At 57.3% G+C, this 16,083-nt stretch carries 14 protein-coding genes; 11 read left to right on the plus strand and 3 right to left on the minus strand.

The window, feature by feature from the left end; genetic code table 11:
• Nucleotide 1 precedes the first annotated feature (1 nt).
• From G163CM_RS04500 to urtE, 6 genes are all read left to right on the plus strand, one after another.
• Entirely contained in the window at nucleotides 2-676 is a 675-nt protein-coding gene (locus G163CM_RS04500) for a GntR family transcriptional regulator (protein ID WP_231827053.1), read from the plus strand.
• 57 nt (nucleotides 677-733) lie between these two features.
• The gene (gene urtA / locus G163CM_RS04505; RefSeq protein WP_231827054.1) at nucleotides 734-2,005 is read left to right on the plus strand and encodes an urea ABC transporter substrate-binding protein; all 1,272 of its coding nucleotides are present in this window, start codon (nucleotides 734-736) and stop codon (nucleotides 2,003-2,005) included.
• 83 nt (nucleotides 2,006-2,088) lie between these two features.
• Nucleotides 2,089-3,654: an urea ABC transporter permease subunit UrtB gene (gene urtB / locus G163CM_RS04510; RefSeq protein WP_231827055.1), complete on the plus strand. Its 1,566-nt coding sequence runs from the start codon at nucleotides 2,089-2,091 to the stop codon at nucleotides 3,652-3,654.
• On the plus strand, nucleotides 3,654-4,730 hold the full coding sequence (urtC, locus tag G163CM_RS04515; protein WP_231827056.1) for an urea ABC transporter permease subunit UrtC: 1,077 nt from the start codon (nucleotides 3,654-3,656) through the stop codon (nucleotides 4,728-4,730). Before urtB ends, urtC begins: the two co-directional genes overlap by 1 nt.
• Nucleotides 4,723-5,514 (plus strand): urea ABC transporter ATP-binding protein UrtD, encoded by a 792-nt coding sequence (gene urtD, locus G163CM_RS04520; RefSeq protein WP_015964112.1) that lies wholly within the window; start codon nucleotides 4,723-4,725, stop codon nucleotides 5,512-5,514. The genes urtC and urtD overlap by 8 nt, the downstream gene beginning before the upstream one ends.
• A 1-nt stretch (nucleotide 5,515) precedes the next feature.
• On the plus strand, nucleotides 5,516-6,214 hold the full coding sequence (gene urtE / locus G163CM_RS04525; RefSeq protein WP_231827057.1) for an urea ABC transporter ATP-binding subunit UrtE: 699 nt from the start codon (nucleotides 5,516-5,518) through the stop codon (nucleotides 6,212-6,214).
• On the opposite strand, the gene prpR is transcribed toward urtE, so the two are convergent.
• Nucleotides 6,211-7,791, minus strand: coding sequence for a propionate catabolism operon regulatory protein PrpR (prpR, locus tag G163CM_RS04530; RefSeq protein WP_231827058.1), 1,581 nt, complete (start codon nucleotides 7,789-7,791; stop codon nucleotides 6,211-6,213). The genes urtE and prpR overlap by 4 nt on opposite strands.
• A 272-nt stretch (nucleotides 7,792-8,063) precedes the next feature.
• On the opposite strand from prpR, the gene prpB reads away from it, so the two are divergent.
• From prpB to prpE, 4 genes are read left to right on the plus strand one after another with little or no spacing between them, the layout of a single operon-like run.
• Entirely contained in the window at nucleotides 8,064-8,954 is an 891-nt protein-coding gene (gene prpB, locus G163CM_RS04535) for a methylisocitrate lyase (protein WP_231827059.1), read from the plus strand.
• 40 nt (nucleotides 8,955-8,994) lie between these two features.
• Nucleotides 8,995-10,161, plus strand: a complete 1,167-nt coding sequence (gene prpC, locus G163CM_RS04540) for a bifunctional 2-methylcitrate synthase/citrate synthase (RefSeq protein ID WP_231827060.1) — start codon at nucleotides 8,995-8,997, stop codon at nucleotides 10,159-10,161.
• 44 nt (nucleotides 10,162-10,205) lie between these two features.
• Nucleotides 10,206-11,657 carry a bifunctional 2-methylcitrate dehydratase/aconitate hydratase gene (locus G163CM_RS04545; RefSeq protein ID WP_231827061.1) on the plus strand — a complete coding sequence of 484 codons (1,452 nt, stop codon included), beginning with the start codon at nucleotides 10,206-10,208 and terminating at the stop codon, nucleotides 11,655-11,657.
• 21 nt (nucleotides 11,658-11,678) lie between these two features.
• Complete coding sequence (prpE, locus tag G163CM_RS04550) at nucleotides 11,679-13,565, plus strand: propionate--CoA ligase (RefSeq protein ID WP_231827062.1); 1,887 nt, start codon at nucleotides 11,679-11,681, stop codon at nucleotides 13,563-13,565.
• 166 nt (nucleotides 13,566-13,731) lie between these two features.
• Here prpE and ychF read toward each other — a convergent pair whose 3' ends face one another.
• Entirely contained in the window at nucleotides 13,732-14,823 is a 1,092-nt protein-coding gene (gene ychF / locus G163CM_RS04555) for a redox-regulated ATPase YchF (RefSeq protein WP_015964120.1), read from the minus strand.
• A 115-nt stretch (nucleotides 14,824-14,938) separates the two neighbouring features.
• Nucleotides 14,939-15,523 carry an aminoacyl-tRNA hydrolase gene (gene pth, locus G163CM_RS04560; protein WP_231827063.1) on the minus strand — a complete coding sequence of 195 codons (585 nt, stop codon included), beginning with the start codon at nucleotides 15,521-15,523 and terminating at the stop codon, nucleotides 14,939-14,941.
• A 273-nt stretch (nucleotides 15,524-15,796) separates the two neighbouring features.
• Here pth and ychH point away from each other — a divergent pair, with 273 nt between their 5' ends.
• Nucleotides 15,797-16,072, plus strand: coding sequence for a stress-induced protein YchH (ychH, locus tag G163CM_RS04565; protein ID WP_015964122.1), 276 nt, complete (start codon nucleotides 15,797-15,799; stop codon nucleotides 16,070-16,072).
• Nucleotides 16,073-16,083 lie beyond the last annotated feature (11 nt).

Below are 16,083 nucleotides of genomic sequence, written 5' to 3' on the forward strand. Positions count from 1 at the left end.
AATGGAAAGCAGCAAGCGTAGTCCCGGCCTTGGCGAGCGAATTTATCACGCGCTGAAAAACGACATCTTCGATTTTCGCCTGATGCCCGGTGAGCATTTCAGCGAAAGCGAGATTTCAGAGCGAATGGCCGCCAGCCGCACACCGGTGCGCCAGGCCCTGTTTCGTCTCGAACAGGAGGGCTACGTGCAGGTGTACAGCCGGAGCGGCTGGCAGGTGAAGCCGTTTGATTTCGCCTGGTTCGAAGCGCTGTACGACTTTCGCATCGTACTGGAGTGTGAAGCAGTTAAGCGCCTGTGCGACATGCCGCCCGCGATGTGCCAGGACCATCTCGCACCGCTGGTGGATTTCTGGATAGAGGCACCGCGCATGGCGCCCGGCAAAACTCTTTCACGCCATGACGAGGCTTTCCACACCACGCTGGTACGTGCCAGCGGCAACGAAGAAATGGTGCGCGTGCATATCGAGCTGACGGAAAAGATTCGCATTATTCGCCATCTCGACTTCACCCGCGAGGACCGCGTGGATGCCACCTATCAGGAGCATGCGCGCATATTGCAGGCGGTGCTGCGTCAGCAAAGGGAAGAGGCGCAGCGCCTGCTGACAGAACACATTTCACAGAGTAAAGCCGAGGTCAGGAAAATTACCCTGCACCGGCTCCAGCAGGCCAGGTTGTAAGACGTTCCCGCTCCGCATGTGCGGAGACATTAATCAATATTATTTAGGGGTTTAGTGATGAAAAGACGTTCTTTACTGAAAGCTTTTGCCCTCTCCGCGACCTTTTTGAGCATGGGCTTCTCGTTACAGGCATACGCAGCAGACACCATTAAAGTCGGCATCATGCACTCGCTCTCCGGCACGATGGCGATTTCAGAAACGCCATTAAAGGATATGGCGCTGATGACCATTGATGAAATCAACGCCAAAGGCGGCGTGCTGGGTAAAAAACTGGAACCGGTGGTGGTTGACCCCGCGTCAAACTGGCCGCTGTTCGCGGAGAAAGCGCGCCAGCTGCTGAGCCAGGATAAAGCCGCCGTGGTGTTTGGCTGCTGGACGTCGGTGTCGCGCAAATCGGTGCTGCCGGTATTTGAAGAACTGAACGGCTTGCTGTTCTATCCGGTGCAGTACGAAGGCGAAGAGATGTCGCCAAATGTGTTCTACACCGGGGCGGCGCCGAATCAGCAGGCGATCCCGGCAGTCGAGTACATGATGAGCGAAGACGGCGGCGGGGCGAAGCGCTTCTTCCTGCTGGGCACCGACTACGTTTATCCGCGCACCACCAACAAAATTCTGCGCGCGTTCCTGCATTCAAAAGGCGTTCAGGATAAAGATATTGAAGAGGTGTATACGCCGTTTGGTTACAGCGACTATCAGACCATTGTCTCCAGTATCAAAAAATTCTCCGCAGGCGGTAAAACGGCGGTGATCTCCACCATTAACGGTGACTCCAACGTGCCGTTCTATAAAGAACTCGCCAATCAGGGCATTAAGTCCACCGATGTGCCGGTCGTGGCGTTCTCCGTCGGCGAAGAGGAGCTGCGCGGCATCGACACCAAACCGCTGGTGGGCCACCTGGCCGCGTGGAACTACTTTGAATCGGTCAGCAACCCGGTGAACACCAAATTCGTGGCGGATTATCGCGCCTATGCCAAAGCGCATAAGTTGCCGAACGCCGATACGGTGGTGACCAACGACCCGATGGAGGCGACCTATGTCGGTATTCATATGTGGGCGCAGGCGGTGGAAAAAGCGGGCACCACGGATGTGGATAAAGTGCGTGAAGCGATGGCGAATCAATCGTTTTCTGCGCCGAGCGGTTTCACCCTCACCATGGATGCCACCAACCACCATCTGCATAAACCGGTGATGATTGGCGAAATCGAAGATAACGGGCAGTTCAACGTGGTGTGGCAGACCGAACAACCGGTGCGCGCGCAGCCGTGGAGCCCGTACATTCCGGGCAATGACAAAAAATCGGAAAGTCCGGTGAAGACGGGCGGTAAATAATCGCAGCGGCGGGGGCGGATGACGCCTCTGCCAACGGTTGGCTGGCCCGGCGTTGTCGGGCCACAAAAGAAGACACCGACACGATGAAAATTTTAAGCTCTCTTTTTATTAGCTGTCTGTTGATGGCAACCTCGGCGCTGGCCGGTCCCGCTGAAGATTACGGCAAGGCGAACCGCAGCCAGCAGGCGCAGTTGCTGCAACAGTGGGCGCAAACGCCGGACGCTTCCCGCCTGACGCTGTTACAGGCGTTGAGCCGTGAAACGGTGGTGATGGACAGCCAGGGCCAGCTTTTTTCACAGCAGCAGGGCAAACTCACGCCGCTGGAGGGCGACGCTGCGCCCGCTGGCGCGACGAAAAAAGTGTTTATGAATAACCGTCTGCGTGGGCTGGTCGCCAGTGCGCTGTCGGCGCATCAACTGGTGAGCCCGGACGACGCCGTACGGTTGCAGGCAGCGCAGGCGTTGCAGACCAGCGCGCAGGCAGATCAGTTACCGTTCCTCAGCCAACGTCTGGCCGCAGAGAAAAATGACGCCGTACATCAGGCGCTGGGTATCGCGGTTGCCGGATTACAGTTAACCGATAGCCGTCCAGCCCAGCGCTTGCAGGCGGTGAAATTACTGGGCGAGGCCAGCGATCCCCAGGTTCAGGCGAGTCTGAACCGACTCACGCAGCCAGAAAATGAACCGGATGCGGCAGTGCGCGACGCGGCGGCCGATAGCCTGAAACAGATCCAGCAGCGCCTGAAATGGGGTGAGTGGCTGGGGCTGGCGTTTAGCGGCTTATCGCTGGGCTCGATTCTGCTGCTGGCGGCGCTAGGCCTTGCCATTACTTACGGCCTGCTGGGCGTCATCAATATGGCGCACGGAGAAATGCTGATGCTGGGCGCATACGCCACCTGGCTGGTGCAGGATTTCTTTGCCCGTTACGCGCCGGACTGGCTGGCGCTTTACCCTCTGGCGGCGCTGCCGGTGGCTTTCGCCATTACCGCCGTGATGGGCATGCTGCTCGAGCGTACGATTATTCGCCATTTGTATGGGCGCCCGCTGGAAACGCTGCTGGCAACGTGGGGGATCAGCCTGATGCTTATTCAACTGGTGCGCGTGATATTTGGCACGCAAAACCTGGAAGTGGCGAACCCGGCGTGGTTATCGGGCGGCTGGAACGCGCTGCCGAATCTGGTGCTGCCGTACAACCGGATTGCGGTGATCGTTTTCGTGGCGGGCGTGCTGGCGCTGACCTGGCTGCTGCTCAATAAAACCCGTCTCGGAATGAACGTGCGGGCGGTCACACAGAATCGCCGGATGGCGGACTGTTGCGGCGTGCCGACCGGGCGTGTGGATATGCTGGCGTTTGGGCTGGGTTCCGGCATCGCCGGGCTGGGCGGCGTGGCGTTATCCCAGTTGGGCAACGTGGGGCCGGAGCTGGGGCAGGGGTACATCATCGACTCCTTCCTGGTGGTGGTGACTGGCGGCGTTGGGCAACTGGCGGGCACCGTGGTGGCCGCGCTGGGGCTGGGCGTGCTGAATAAATTCCTCGAACCACAGCTTGGCGCGGTGCTGGGGAAAATCGCCATCCTGGTGATGATTGTGCTGTTTATCCAGAAGCGGCCGCAGGGGCTGTTTGCCTTCAAAGGGAGGGTGATTGACTGATGAGCCAGCCACTGACACTGACTTTAGCCCGCCGCGCGCCGCGTGTGTCGGGCGCACTCGGCGCGTTGATTTTCATCGTGCTGCTGATTCTGCCCTTTCTGGCGCTGTTGCCTGCGGCGCATCCGCTGGCGGTTTCAACCTACACGCTTACGCTGATGGGCAAAATCCTGTGCTATGCGATCGTCGCCGTGGCGCTGGATCTGGTGTGGGGTTACGCCGGTCTGCTCTCGCTTGGACACGGGTTGTTCTTCGCCCTGGGTGGCTACGCGATGGGCATGTACCTGATGCGCCAGGCCGCGGGCGATGGCTTACCCGCCTTTATGTCGTTTCTCTCGTGGACGGAACTGCCGTGGTTCTGGGCCGGTACCCAGCACTTTGCCTGGGCGTTGTGCCTGATCGTTCTGGTGCCTGGCCTGCTGGCGCTGCTGTTTGGCTACTTCGCTTTCCGCTCGCGCATCAAAGATGTCTACTTCTCGATCATGACTCAGGCGCTGACCTACGCCGGTATGTTGCTGTTTTTCCGTAACGAAACCGGTTTTGGCGGCAACAACGGCTTTACGGGATTCACCACGATTTTAGGCTTTCCGGTGTCGGCGACGGGCACGCGCATCGCGCTGTTTATCGCTACCGTGTTGCTGCTGGTGGCGGCGCTGGCGATCGGCGTGGCGATCACCCGCAGCAAGTTTGGCCGGGTGCTGACCGGTGTGCGCGATGCGGAGAATCGCCTGATGTTCTGTGGTTACGACCCGCGCGGATTCAAGCTGTTCGTCTGGACGCTGTCAGCGGTGCTGTGTGGGCTGGCGGGGGCGCTGTATGTGCCGCAGGTGGGCATTATCAACCCCAGCGAAATGTCGCCCACTAACTCTATCGAAGCGGCGATCTGGGTGGCGCTCGGCGGTCGCGGATCGCTGATTGGCCCGGTGCTGGGCGCGGGCATTGTGAACGGTGCGAAAAGCTGGTTTACCGTCGCGTTCCCTGACTACTGGCTCTTTTTCCTTGGCCTGATGTTTATTCTGGTGACCCTGTTTTTACCGCGCGGCGTGATTGGCCTGCTCAAACGGAGGAAGCATGACTGATTCCCTTTTTACCCAGCCATTGCCGCAGGATCGCTATCGTGGAAAAACCGACCCGGTGCTGCAACTGGAAAAGATCAACGTCACCTTTGACGGCTTTCGCGCGTTAACCGATCTCTCGTTGTCGATTGGCGTGGGGGAACTGCGCTGCGTGATTGGCCCTAACGGCGCGGGTAAAACCACGTTGATGGATGTGATCACCGGGAAAACCCAGCCGGATAACGGGCGGATTTTTTACGATCAGACTATCGACCTGCGCACCTTATCGCCCGTTGAGATTGCTCGCGCGGGGATTGGCCGCAAGTTTCAGAAACCCACCGTGTTTGAAGCGCTGACGGTGCTGGAAAATCTCGAAATCGCGCAGAAAAATGATAAATCCGTGTGGCACAGCCTGCGCGCTAAACTCAGCGGCGAGCAGCGAGATCGCATCAATGAGGTGTTGCATCTGCTGCGCCTTACCGACTCCAGCCAGCGCGCGGCGGGGTTGTTATCCCATGGGCAAAAACAGTTTCTGGAAATTGGCATGCTGCTGGTGCAGGAGCCGCATCTGTTACTGCTGGATGAACCCGCCGCCGGGCTGACGGATGCAGAAACGGAATACATTGCCGAACTGTTTCGGACGCTGGCAGGAAAGCACTCATTGATGGTGGTTGAGCACGATATGGGCTTTGTCGAGAGTATCGCCGACCACGTGACGGTGCTGCATCAGGGGCAGGTGCTGGCGGAGGGCTCGCTGCGCGACGTACAGGCCAACGAGCAGGTTATCGACGTTTATCTGGGGCGCTAATATGTTGCAGGTTCAGGATCTTAATCAATATTACGGCGGCAGCCACATTCTGCGCGGCTTGTCGTTCGACACCACGCCGGGGGAAATCACCTGTCTGTTAGGGCGCAACGGCGTGGGCAAAACCACGCTGCTGAAATGTCTGATGGGCGTTATTCCGGCGAAATCTGGCGAGATCCGCTGGAAAGGAAAGGTGATTAACGGGATGAGGCCGCATCAGCGCGTGCAGCAGGGGATTGCTTATGTGCCGCAGGGGCGCGAAATCTTCCCGCGTCTGACGGTAGAAGAGAACCTGTTGATGGGGCTGGCGCGTTTCTCCGGGCGTGACGCAAAAGCGGTACCGGAAGAGATCTATGCGCTCTTTCCGGTGCTGCGTGAAATGAAACAGCGACGCGGCGGTGATTTATCCGGCGGGCAACAGCAGCAGCTGGCGATTGGCCGCGCGCTCGCCTGTCGCCCGGAACTGCTGATTCTTGATGAACCTACAGAAGGGATTCAACCGTCGGTGATCAAAGAGATTGGCGCGGTGATCACAAGTCTCGCCAGGCGCGGCGACATGGCGATTCTGCTGGTGGAGCAGTTTTATGACTTTGCCGCCGAGCTTGCGGATAACTATCTGGTGATGTCGCGCGGAGCGATTATCCAGCGCGGGCGCGGTGATGAAATGGAGGCGCAGGGCGTGCGCGGGCTGGTGGCGATTTAGCGCGCCTGTTCCTCTTTCAGCCGTCGCCAGAAGGTGGTGCGGCTGACGCCCAGATAACGCGCGGCGGCGCTGCGATCGCCGCCACACTGTGCCAGCGCATCGAGGGCTGACGGCGCAAATGTGAGCGTGTTTCCCGCGTCATACAGCTCTGGCAGCAGTGCGGGAAGGTCCCGCTCATCGCTGACCATATCGCTACTGAGCAACAGCGCCAGGCGCTCGCAGAGGTTGCGAAGTTCGCGAATGTTGCCCGGCCAGGCGTAGCGCAACAACGGCGGCAGGCAGAGGGCGATGCGGTGATTCAGAGTATCGCTCAGCGGCGAATCCAGCGTCGCCAGCGATTGCGTCAGGTAGCGTCGTGCCAGAAGCGCGATATCGTCGCCGCGCTCGCGCAGGGCGGGTACGCGCAGGCGCAGAGCGCTGAGGCGGAAAAAGAGATCGGCGCGGAAACGCCCCTCGGCGACGGCTTGTTGCAGGTCGCAATGCGTCGCGCTGATGACACGAAACTCAACGTTCAGCGGCTGCTGCCCGCCGACGCGCGTCACGCGCTTTTCCTCCAGCACGCGCAGTAAACGCGTTTGCAGATGCAGCGGCATCTCGCCGATTTCATCGAGGAACAGCGTGCCACCGTTGGCCGTTTCCAGCAGGCCGCTGCGCCCGCCGCGCCGCGAGCCGGTGAACGCGCCTTCTTCATAGCCAAACAACTCGGCTTCCAGCAACGACTCCGCAATCGCCCCGCAGTTGATCGCCACAAAGGGCGGCGAGCCGCGGCCCGCGCGCGGACGATGGCGGGCAAAATATTCCTGATGCAGCGCCTGCGCCGCCAGCTCTTTCCCGGTGCCGGTTTCGCCTTCAATCAACACCGCCGCCGGGGATCGCGCATAGAGCAGAATCGTTCGGCGCACCTGTTCCATTATTGCCGATTCCCCCACCAGATCGCCCAGGCCGTAGCGGGTTCGCAGCGTGTCGCGTTGGGCGCTGCTGCGGATGGTGGCCGAAAAGCGGGTCATATCCAGCGCATCGTTGAACGCCTGGCGCACCGTGGCGGCTGAATAGAGAAAAACTGCCGCCAGCCCGGCCTCTTCGGCGAGTTCCGTTACTAATCCCGCGCCGACCACCACGCGGATCCCGGAGGCTTTTAATTCGGTTATCTGGCTACGGGCATCCTCTTCGGTGACGTAGCTGCGCTGTTCAAGCGGCAGCTGGAAGCTTTTCTGAAACTCCTGCAGGGCAGGCAGCGGCGCTTTGTAGGTGATAACGCCGATCCGATCGGCGACGCGGCGTGCTTTGCCCAGCGCCTGTAACAGATCAAATCCGCCGGGGCGGATCAGGATAACCGGCACCGAGAGGCGACTTTTCAGATACGCACCGTTCGAACCGGCAGCAATAATTGCGTCGCAGTGTTCGGTGGCCAGTTTCTGGCGGATGTACTGCACCGCTTTCTCAAAACCGAGCTGAATCGGCGTGATTGTTGCCAGATGGTCGAACTCAAGGCTGATATCGCGGAACAGATCAAACAGGCGCGTTACTGAGACGGTCCAGATAACCGGTTTTGCAGCTGGCGTGATGTTATCGGTCATGACAACGCACTCAAATGAAGGTGACCTGATCTGTTGTAGTTGTGTTTCATGAATGTTTCAAAATAGAAGGGTGAAACAATCTCTGAAACGTTAGCTGAAGCGCTTTACCCTCATGCTTAAGCGAGATAGCGAGAAAGTAAATATTCAACATGATGATTTTATTATCAATATTCTGCTGTTTTGATTTTTGTGAACTGACGCAGCCCTTCTGGCACATCGCTTGCTCTTTTGCTGTTACGCAAAAATAACATTTAAACAACAAAGAGGTGTGCATGAGCACTCAATCACCGGGTCAGGCGTTCCGTCAGGCGCTGAGTAAAGAAACGCCGCTGCAAATCGCAGGCACTATCAACGCTAACCACGCTCTGCTGGCGCAGCGGGCCGGATTTCAGGCGATTTATCTCTCCGGCGGCGGCGTGGCGGCGGGGTCGCTTGGCCTGCCCGATTTAGGCATCACCGGGCTGGACGATGTGCTGACCGATATCCGGCGTATTACGGATGTTTGCTCGCTGCCGCTGCTGGTGGACGTCGACAGCGGGTTTGGCGCTTCGGCCTTTAACGTGGCGCGCACGGTGAAATCGGTGAGTAAGGCCGGTGCGGCAGGGCTGCACATTGAAGATCAGGTAGGGGCAAAACGCTGCGGCCATCGCCCGAATAAAGAGATTGTCTCAACCGAAGAGATGGTCGATCGCATTAAAGCCGCCGTGGATGCCCGTACCGACCCGGACTTTGTGATTATGGCGCGCACCGATGCGCTGGCGGTGGAAGGGCTGGAGGCGGCCATCGAACGCGCCCGCGCGTATATCGAAGCCGGGGCCGACATGCTGTTCCCGGAAGCCATCACTGAGCTTTCGATGTATCGCCAGTTTGCCGATGCGGTACAGGTGCCGATTCTTGCCAATATCACCGAATTTGGCGCCACGCCGCTGTTCACCACCGACGAACTGCGCAGTGCGCACGTGGCGATGGCGCTGTATCCGCTGTCGGCGTTTCGCGCCATGAACCGCGCCGCAGAACAGGTCTACAACGTACTGCGTCAGGAAGGCACGCAGAAGAGCGTTATCGACATCATGCAGACCCGCAGCGAACTCTACGAAAGCATCAACTACTACCAGTTTGAAGAGAAACTCGACGCCCTGTTTGCCAGCAAACGCGGCAAGTAATCGGTTTTACCCTACACATCCATAATAAGACGAGGCCAGTATGAGCGAAGCGACCATTTTGCAAAACACGACTGCCACAAAAGCGAAAAAATCCGTGGCGCTCTCCGGGGTGCCTGCCGGAAATACCGCCCTCTGTTCCGTGGGCAAAAGCGGTAACGATCTGCACTACCGCGGCTATGACATTCTCGACCTTGCGAAGCACTGCGAGTTTGAAGAGGTGGCGTATCTGCTGATTCACGGCAAATTGCCCAATCGCGATGAGTTGCACGCGTATAAGACGCGGTTGAAAGCGCTGCGTGGCTTGCCTGCCAACGTACGCATCGTGCTGGAATCGCTGCCAGCGGCGTCGCACCCCATGGATGTGCTGCGCACCGGCGTCTCTGCGCTGGGCTGTACATTGCCGGAGAAAGAGGAACACTCGGTTTCCGGCGCGCGTGATATCGCGGATAAGCTACTGGCGTCGCTCGGCTCCATTCTTCTCTACTGGTATCACTACAGCCACAACGGTGAGCGTATTCAGCCGGAAACCGATGACGACTCCATCGGCGGCCATTTTTTGCACCTGCTGCACGGCCATAAACCGCCGCAAAGCCAGGTGAAGGCGATGCACGCGTCGCTCATTCTCTACGCCGAACATGAGTTTAATGCCTCAACGTTCGCCTCGCGGGTGATTGCCGGAACCGGTTCGGATATCTATTCCGCCATTATCGGTGGGATTGGCGCGCTGCGCGGGCCGAAGCACGGCGGGGCCAATGAAGTGTCGCTCGATATTCAACAACGCTATGAAACGCCGGATGAAGCCGAGCAGGATATTCGCCGCCGCATCGACAACAAAGAAGTGGTTATCGGCTTTGGTCATCCGGTGTATACGATTTCCGACCCGCGCCATCAGGTGATCAAAACCATCGCCCATCAGCTTTCCCGTGAAGCGGGTTCCATGAAGATGTATGACATCGCCGACCGCCTGGAAACGGTGATGTGGGAAACCAAAAAGATGTTCCCCAACCTCGACTGGTTCTCGGCGGTCTCCTACAACATGATGGGCGTCCCCACCGCGATGTTCACGCCGCTGTTTGTGATGGCGCGCGTAACGGGCTGGTCGGCCCATGTCATTGAACAGCGCCAGGACAATAAAATCATCCGCCCGTCCGCCAACTATACCGGTCCGGAAGATAAACCGTTTGTCGCACTGGAAAATCGCCAGTAATTCATATGCTTACCTCTGACAATAACGAAAACAGGAAAACAAACATGTCTCAGCCGATTACCAATCTTCGTGTGGAATTCGACCAGGAAATCGTCGATATCGTGGATTACGTGATGAATTACCAGATTGATTCCAGCGTTGCGTGGAACACCGCGCATTATTGCCTGCTTGATACGTTGGGCTGCGGGCTGGAAGCGCTGGAGTATCCGGCGTGTAAAAAACTGATGGGGCCGATTGTGCCGGGAACGGTGGTGCCCAACGGCGCAAAAGTGCCGGGTACGCAGTTCCAGCTCGACCCGGTGCAGGCGGCATTCAATATTGGCGCGATGATCCGCTGGCTGGATTTCAATGATACCTGGCTGGCGGCAGAGTGGGGGCATCCGTCCGATAACCTTGGCGGTATTCTCGCAGTGGCCGACTGGCTGTCGCGCAATGCGGTGGCGGCGGGTAAAGCGCCGCTCACTATGCAGAAAGTACTGGCGGGCATGATTAAAGCGCATGAAATTCAGGGCTGCATTGCGCTGGAAAACGCCTTCAATAAAGTCGGGTTAGACCATGTGCTGCTGGTGAAAGTGGCCTCGACGGCGGTGGTGGCTGAGATGCTCGGCCTGAGTCGCGACGAAATTCTCAATGCCGTGTCGCTGGCGTGGGTTGATGGGCAGTCGCTGCGAACCTATCGCCATGCGCCGAACACCGGCACGCGGAAATCCTGGGCGGCGGGTGACGCCACATCGCGCGCGGTGCGGCTGGCGCTGATGGCGCAGACCGGTGAAATGGGGTATCCCACGGCGCTGACCGCCAAAACATGGGGCTTCTACGATGTCTCTTTTAAAGGGGAAACGTTCCGCTTCCAGCGCCCTTACGGTAGCTACGTGATGGAGAACGTGCTGTTTAAAATCTCCTTCCCGGCGGAGTTCCATTCGCAGACCGCCGTGGAAGCCGCGATGACATTGCATCAAAAAATGGCTACTGCGGGGAAAACCGCGGCGGATATTGAGCGCGTGACTATTCGCACGCATGAAGCCTGTATCCGCATTATCGACAAAAAAGGGCCGCTCACTAACCCTGCCGATCGCGATCACTGTATCCAGTATATGGTGGCGATCCCGCTGCTGTTCGGGCGTCTCACCGCCGCAGATTACGAAGAGAACATCGCCTGCGACCCGCGCATTGATATTCTGCGTGCCAAAACCCATTGCCATGAAGATCCGGCGTTTACCCGCGATTATCACGACCCGCAAAAACGCTCAATTGCCAATGCCTTAACCGTCGAATTTTCGGACGGTAGCCGCTTTGAGGAAGTGGTAGTGGAGTACCCGATTGGTCACGCCCGTCGCCGTGAAGAGGGGATCCCGCTGCTGATTGAGAAATTTAAAACCAACCTGGCACGCCAGTTCCCGGCGCGTCAGCAGCAACGCATTCTGGAGGCCTCGCTGGACAGACAGCGCCTGGAGCAGATGCCGGTAAACGCGTTCCTTGATCTGTTCGTCATCTGATCCGTTCAGAAGGAGACTTCCATGTCTTATGAGACGTTCTATCAGCGGTCGATTAACGACCCGGAGGCATTCTGGGCCGAGCAGGCCCGGCGCATTGACTGGCAAACGCCGTTTACGCGCCCCCTCAATTATGACAATCCGCCGTTTGCCCGCTGGTTTTGCGGCGGCAAGACCAACCTGTGCCATAACGCGATCGATCGCTGGCTACCTTCGCAGCCGGAAGCGCTGGCACTGATTGCTGTGTCGGCGGAAACCGGCGAGGAGCGAACATTTACCTTTCGCGAACTGCACGCCGAGGTGAATCGCACGGCGGCGATGCTGCAAACGCTTGGCGTTTCGCGCGGCGACCGGGTGCTGGTGTATATGCCGATGATCGCCGAAGCGCATATTACGCTGCTGGCCTGCGCCCGCATTGGCGCGATCCACTCGGTGGTGTTTGGCGGTTTCGCCTCGCACAGCCTCGCCGCACGGATTGATGATGCGCGCCCGGTGCTGATCGTCTCAGCGGATGGCGGATCGCGCGGGGGAAAAGTGATCCCCTACAAAAAGCTGCTTGATGATGCGATTTCTCTCGCCGAATATCCGCCAAAACGGGTGCTGCTGGTAGACCGTGGGCTGGCACCGATGCAGTGCGTGGCTGAACGTGATGTGGATTACGCGACGCTGCGAGCGCAGCATCTTGATGCTCAGGTGCCGGTTGTCTGGTTAGAATCGAGCGAAACCTCCTGCATTCTCTACACCTCTGGCACGACGGGTAAACCGAAAGGTGTTCAGCGCGATGTCGGCGGTTATGCCGTGGCGCTGGCAACGACGATGGCGACGATTTTTGGCGGTAAAGCGGGCGGCGTGTTCTTCTGCACCTCGGATATTGGCTGGGTAGTGGGGCATTCATATATCGTCTATGCGCCGCTGCTGGCGGGCATGGCGACGGTGGTGTTTGAAGGTACACCGACCTGGCCGGATTGCAGCGTCTGGTGGAAGATCGTTGAAAAATATCAGGTTAGCCGGATGTTCTCCGCGCCTACCGCTATCCGTGTGCTGAAAAAATTCCCCACCGCGCAAATTCGTAATCACGATATTTCGTCGCTTGAAGTGCTGTATCTCGCCGGGGAACCGCTGGATGAACCGACCGCCAGTTGGGTGACCGAAACGCTGGGCATCCCTGTCATCGACAACTACTGGCAGACGGAATCTGGCTGGCCGATTATGGCCATCGCCCGCGAGTTGAGCGATCGCCCGACACGCCTTGGCAGCCCCGGCGTGCCGATGTTTGGCTATCACGTTAAACTGCTCAACGAACATACCGGCCAGGAGTGCGCGGCGAATGAAAAGGGCATGGTGGTGATTGAAGGGCCGCTACCGCCGGGCTGTATTCAGACCATCTGGGGCAATGATGAGCGTTTCGTCAATACCTACTGGTCGCTGTTCGACCGCCCGGTCTACGCGACCTTTGACTGGGGGATTCGGGATGATGACGGCTATTACTTTATCCTCGGGCGCACGGACGATGTGATTAACATCGCCGGACACCGCCTCGGCACGCGCGAGATTGAAGAAAGTATCTCCGGCTACGGTAACGTCGCGGAAGTCGCGGTGGTGGGCGTAAAGGATGCGGTAAAAGGGCAGGTAGCCGTGGCGTTTGTTATCCCCAAACAGGGCGACAGCTTGCTACTGCGTGATGTGGCGCAGGAGGAAGAACAGGCTATCCAGCACCGGGTGGATGACCAGATTGGTCACTTCGGGCGACCAGCGCGAATTTACTTTGTTTCACAGTTGCCGAAAACGCGATCCGGCAAAATGCTCAGGCGCGCGATGCAGGCGATTTGTGAGGGGAGGGATCCGGGGGATTTAACGACGATTGAGGACCCGAATGCGCTGGTGGAGATCCGGCGGGCGCTGGGGGAGTAGATCTGATTGCAGAGAATCTGCCTTTGTTGATGCCGGATGCGGCGTAAACGCCTTATCCGGCCTACAAAATCGTGCAAATTCAATATATTGCAGAGATAATGCAGGCCTGATAAGCGTAGCGCATCAGGCAAGGCGCTCATTAGAGCAACTGGCCTGACTAAGCACCTTAGACGTTAAACAAGAAGTTCATCACATCGCCATCTTTCACGATGTAATCTTTCCCTTCTGCACGCATTTTACCGGCTTCTTTCGCGCCTTGTTCACCTTTGTAAGTGATGAAGTCTTCAAACGCGATAGTCTGGGCGCGAATGAAGCCTTTTTCAAAGTCGGTGTGGATTTTACCGGCAGCCTGCGGTGCGGTTGCGCCGACAGGAATCGTCCATGCACGCACTTCTTTCACGCCAGCGGTGAAGTAGGTTTGCAGATTCAGCAGGGCGTAACCCGCGCGGATCACGCGGTTCAGGCCTGGCTCTTCGAGGCCCAGTTCCTGCATGAATTCGTCACGCTCTTCGTCGTCGAGTTCGGCGATATCAGATTCAACCGCAGCACACACCGGAACAACCACAGAACCTTCGGCAGCGGCGATTTCGCGTACTTTGTCCAGGTATGGGTTGTTCTCGAAACCGTCTTCGTTGACGTTCGCGATATACATGGTTGGCTTCAGGGTAAGGAAGCTCAGGTAGCGGATAGCGGCCTTGTCTTCTTCAGTGAGATCCAGTGCACGCAGCATACCGGCGTTTTCCAGCTGCGGCAGGCATTTTTCCAGTGCAGCCAGTTCAGCTTTCGCGTCTTTGTCGCCGCCTTTGGCTTTCTTCTGCACGCGGTGGATAGCGCGTTCGCAGGTATCAAGGTCAGAGAGCGCCAGTTCGGTGTTGATGACGTCGATATCTTCTGCCGGATCAACTTTGCCAGAAACGTGGATAATATTGTCGTTTTCGAAGCAGCGAACGACGTGGCCAATGGCTTCGGTTTCGCGGATGTTGGTCAGGAACTGGTTACCCAGACCTTCACCTTTTGATGCGCCTTTTACCAGGCCTGCGATGTCCACGAATTCCATGGTTGTTGGCAGGATGCGCTGCGGTTTAACGATTTCAGCCAGCTGGTCCAGACGCGGGTCGGGCATGGGTACAACACCGGTGTTCGGCTCGATGGTACAGAACGGGAAGTTCGCCGCTTCAATACCTGCTTTTGTGAGCGCATTGAACAGGGTGGATTTGCCCACGTTAGGCAAACCGACGATACCGCATTTAAATCCCATGTTTAAATCACCTTAATCTTTTGATAATCAACCTGTTAGCGATAACAGGTATCAGAAAAGTAAATAACTCTGCCTATTATACACGGCATGCGGCAAAAATGCCGCTGTTCAACGGTTATTGCGCCTTAAAGGCGTGCAAACGGTTGGTGGCTTTGGTTAAGCCATCCTTCAGCCAAACCTCCGTACAGCGCGCCGCTTCGTCTACCGCATCGTCGATCAGCTTCTGTTCAGATGCCTGCGGCTTTCCGAGAACAAAACCGACAACTTTGTTTTTGTCGCCCGGATGGCCGATTCCGATGCGTAAGCGATGAAAATTGGGGTTATTGCCCAATTTGCTGATGATGTCTTTCAGCCCATTATGGCCGCCATGACCACCTCCAAGCTTAAACTTCGCCACACCGGGCGGGAGGTCGAGCTCATCGTGCGCCACCAGAATTTCATCCGGATTAATACGATAGAACGTCGCCAGCGCGGCAACCGCTTTACCACTCAGGTTCATGAAGGTGGTTGGCACCAGCAGGCGCACATCAACACCTGCCAGATTAATGCGCGAGGTGTAGCCAAAAAATTTACTTTCTTCTTTCAGCGGCGCACGGGCGCGCTCCGCCAGCAAATCGACATACCAGGCACCCGCGTTATGGCGCGTCGCAGCATACTCTGCGCCGGGGTTAGCCAGGCCGACAATCAGTTTAATCGTCACGTTATTATTCCTGAACAGGTCGTATTTCTGGCGCGTAGTTTACGTGGTGAACGCGCACTTGACAAAAATAAGCGCCCAAAGGGGCAAAAACCGAATAGTTCAATCGGGTGACCATTTGGACTTGATGTAATTCAGTAACTTAAATGTAAAGTTTTGTTGCGTTAATGTTCGTAATTGCGATCGCCATCGCACAAATTGCCAAAAGTGGTGTCTATACTTTACACACAAGGAGAAGGGATATTTCCCTTAAGCCCAAAAGCTCGGAGGTGACATATGAAACGTAAAAACGCTTCGTTACTCGGTAATGTGCTCATGGGTCTGGGCCTGGTCGTAATGGTGGTCGGCGTCGGCTATTCTATTTTAAACCAGTTGCCACAGTTCAATTTGCCACAGTTTTTCGCGCACGGTGCGGTGTTAAGCATCTTTATCGGCGCAATCCTCTGGCTTGCCGGGGCGCGTGTCGGCGGACACGAACAGGTCTGCGACAGATATTGGTGGGTACGCCACTATGATAAACGTTGTCGCCGCGACAAACGCACCAGTCACTGATATCTGATGTA

The organism is Pseudocitrobacter corydidari, assembly GCF_021172065.1.
In the GTDB taxonomy this organism is placed as follows: domain Bacteria; phylum Pseudomonadota; class Gammaproteobacteria; order Enterobacterales; family Enterobacteriaceae; genus Pseudocitrobacter; species Pseudocitrobacter corydidari.

Bases quoted from the DNA above. Each gene is read 5' to 3' on its own strand.
- urtD (WP_015964112.1), top strand. From the start codon at position 4,723: ATGACTGATTCCCTTTTTACCCAGCCATTGCCGCAGGATCGCTATCGT.
- G163CM_RS04545 (WP_231827061.1), top strand. From the start codon at position 10,206: ATGTCTCAGCCGATTACCAATCTTCGTGTGGAATTCGACCAGGAAATC.
- ychH (WP_015964122.1), top strand. From the start codon at position 15,797: ATGAAACGTAAAAACGCTTCGTTACTCGGTAATGTGCTCATGGGTCTG.
- urtC (WP_231827056.1), top strand. From the start codon at position 3,654: ATGAGCCAGCCACTGACACTGACTTTAGCCCGCCGCGCGCCGCGTGTG.
- prpB (WP_231827059.1), top strand. From the start codon at position 8,064: ATGAGCACTCAATCACCGGGTCAGGCGTTCCGTCAGGCGCTGAGTAAA.
- urtB (WP_231827055.1), top strand. From the start codon at position 2,089: ATGAAAATTTTAAGCTCTCTTTTTATTAGCTGTCTGTTGATGGCAACC.
- prpE (WP_231827062.1), top strand. From the start codon at position 11,679: ATGTCTTATGAGACGTTCTATCAGCGGTCGATTAACGACCCGGAGGCA.
- urtA (WP_231827054.1), top strand. From the start codon at position 734: ATGAAAAGACGTTCTTTACTGAAAGCTTTTGCCCTCTCCGCGACCTTT.
- urtE (WP_231827057.1), top strand. From the start codon at position 5,516: ATGTTGCAGGTTCAGGATCTTAATCAATATTACGGCGGCAGCCACATT.
- prpR (WP_231827058.1), bottom strand. From the start codon at position 7,791: ATGACCGATAACATCACGCCAGCTGCAAAACCGGTTATCTGGACCGTC.
- ychF (WP_015964120.1), bottom strand. From the start codon at position 14,823: ATGGGATTTAAATGCGGTATCGTCGGTTTGCCTAACGTGGGCAAATCC.
- prpC (WP_231827060.1), top strand. From the start codon at position 8,995: ATGAGCGAAGCGACCATTTTGCAAAACACGACTGCCACAAAAGCGAAA.
- G163CM_RS04500 (WP_231827053.1), top strand. From the start codon at position 2: ATGGAAAGCAGCAAGCGTAGTCCCGGCCTTGGCGAGCGAATTTATCAC.